Annotated in this window: 2 protein-coding genes; both read left to right on the top strand. The window is 45.2% G+C overall.

The annotated features are described in order from the left end of the window. Nucleotides 1-113: 113 nt before the first annotated feature. Nucleotides 114-1,145, top strand: coding sequence for a DUF1559 domain-containing protein (locus tag ABGY95_RS03415; RefSeq protein ID WP_347440297.1), 1,032 nt, complete (start codon nt 114-116; stop codon nt 1,143-1,145). A 27-nt stretch (nt 1,146-1,172) separates the two neighbouring features. Then, nucleotides 1,173-1,660, top strand: a 488-nt coding sequence (locus ABGY95_RS03410) for a hypothetical protein (protein ID WP_347440296.1), incomplete at its 3' end; no start/stop codon positions are given.

The raw sequence follows: 1,660 nt of genomic DNA, 5'->3' as shown, positions 1-1,660 counted from the left end.
CCTCATATTTGTCTCACAATTCACTCATGAAAGATGTCGACACTCTTTGCAATTGGTGGAAGCCAAATAGTCTTCCATAAAAATTTTTACATAGCCTTACTAAGGAGTTAGACGTGCTACACACTGCTCATTTTTCTCAGCCAACCGGAAGTCGAAATCGCGGCTTTACGCTGATTGAGCTTCTTGTTGTTATTGCCATTATTGGTGTTCTTGTCGGTCTTCTTTTGCCAGCCGTTCAGCAAGCTCGTGAAGCTGCACGTCGGGCTTCATGTTCAAATAATATGAGGCAGCATGGCCTCGCAATGCATAACTATGAAAATGCTCATAAGTATTTCCCAGCTGCATGTTACACCGTTGATTCAGCAACTGCACCAACAAAGGGTAATCCAGCTGGTAAAGAGACCTCATGGACAGCATTTGTCCTTACTAATCTTGAGCAAGGTAACGTCAATTATGACTTTACGAAGCATTGGTGGGAGACTGAAAATCGTGCTGCTGCAACTATTCAGCCGAGTGTTTTTAAGTGTCCATCAGCTTTACCGCCTTCAGGAGGGCATCCGAGTATTGACGGACCCAGCAGAGATAATGACTCAGCGGCTCCGTCACTTGATCCAAATATTTTTGGGCAACGTGACTACGAAGCTTTAACTGGTGTCAAGGAATACATTGTTCCTGATGGAAGCAATCCTTGGATTGACGATGGCGACGAATGTGATGGTGGTCTCATTAAAGACGCTGAAACAAAAGTTGCACAAATTGTTGATGGATTAAGCAATACTCTGATGTTTGTTGAAAAAGCGAGTGCTCCTGATGTTTATCGCGGCAGGGGTAACCTTTCACCAACGGGTGAAACTAATCAGACAATTGCCGCACTTGATTCGCTTGGGCCAGCAAAGTTGCATGGTATTGATCCAGCCACTGGAACGAAGCGGAAGAGAGACAGTGGAAATGTTCCATTCAATGCTGTGAATGACGGAGAAGCCTATAGCTTCCATCCCGGTATTTGCGTTGTTAGTAGTATGGATGGAGCAACACACACACTCTCAGAATCAATGGACGTTGTTCTCTTCGGGTCGATGATTACGCGTGGTGGTGGTGCATACACCGCTTCCAACGGTGTACGTGAACCAAATATTGCGTGGTAGTTTTCTAAAAAGAAAACAAATTGGTTTATGGCATATAGTCATCAATCACAGTTGCTATCAAAAGCTGCGGCTGCGCTACATTTTTGTGGCGTGGTCGTAGTTTTTTTTATTTCCTCGACGGGAAACGGGGAGGCAGAAGAGCCACTGCTTGAGAGTGGTAAATCGTTGCAGTGTCAGGTTGTTGCAAGCGGCGTATTTCCCGAGATAATCCTTGCGCAAGAAGATCCATCTGTGTCACAAGATGTCCCTGTAGTGCTGGGCGGAATAAGTGATGTTACTGTTGAGAAAGCGATTGATGATAACGGCGAGTTTGTCATACGACTGCTAACCGACAGAGGTCCCTCACGCAAGATTGAGACACCCCGTGGGAAACAACGAGTATTTCTCAATCCCTCTTTTGTTCCAACAGTACTTGTCTTTGGGATTTCAGGGTGTTCACTTGACGAGAGCCGTGGTGAATCAAAGAAACTTAAAATAAACCTCCAGTCTCAGTTTTCACTTCAAACCCCTCCAGG

Origin of the sequence: Rubritalea sp., assembly GCF_039830215.1 — a bacterium.
Classification (GTDB): Bacteria; Verrucomicrobiota; Verrucomicrobiia; order Verrucomicrobiales; family Akkermansiaceae; genus Rubritalea.
The sequence above is the reverse complement of the archived record's forward strand: the minus strand, read 5'-3'. Positions and strand labels throughout refer to the sequence as shown.